Source organism: Piscirickettsia salmonis LF-89 = ATCC VR-1361 (assembly GCF_000297215.2).
Taxonomy (GTDB): Bacteria; Pseudomonadota; Gammaproteobacteria; order Piscirickettsiales; family Piscirickettsiaceae; genus Piscirickettsia; species Piscirickettsia salmonis.
This window is the reverse complement of sequence record NZ_AMFF02000100.1, coordinates 1-612: the sequence shown is the minus strand read 5'-3', so window position 1 is coordinate 612 and position 612 is coordinate 1. Positions and strand designations below refer to the sequence as shown.

General features: G+C 38.7%; 1 protein-coding gene. It reads left to right on the top strand.

The genetic code is table 11. The annotated features are described in order from the left end of the window. A partial coding sequence (locus C200_RS15805; RefSeq protein ID WP_033923758.1) for a hypothetical protein occupies nucleotides 1-337 on the top strand: 337 nt, incomplete at its 5' end. Nucleotides 338-612: the final 275 nt, after the last annotated feature.

Sequence of the window (612 nt, the reverse complement as noted above, 5' to 3'; positions counted from 1 at the left end):
ATGGCTCGCAGCGAAAGAACCACTCCTCATTGGTTGGAATTGGGGGAAAGTTGATCAAGAAGCCCCGGCGTTTATGGATGTTGAAGGCAAATATCTAATTGAAGGTATGCGCTTTTTACCTAAAGATATTCAATCAAGGTTGTCGTCGGCACTGGGTGGCGGTGTTGCCGATTTAGAGTCATGGAAGAAAGAATTTTTTAATACTCTACCAAAAGCGATGGTCTCTTGGTTAAAGACATCTAGTGAGCCGAATAAGGCTGTGTTGATTATCTCAGAAGCCGATATACACAAATTCAGGACTTACGCATTGACAGCTATTTTAAAACATGAAAGCTAATGACATCAATAGATCTAGCCTTTTAATCACTTTTTTACAAACTCTCTGAAGAGAGCAAAAGTATGAGCCTATGACAAAAGTTCATACAAGTTATGAAAAAAATGTACTGAAAATACCAATTTTTTGTGGGTGCATAACTAGATTTTGTTGTCAATGCGTAAGTCCTGAAATTAACTAAGGGGAAATACCCTCTTTCTAAAAGTATTGTCAAAGCGATTCAGCCGATGATTGGGAAAGCTTATGAGAATAAATCTGCACGTAAGCGTCGCTACCTC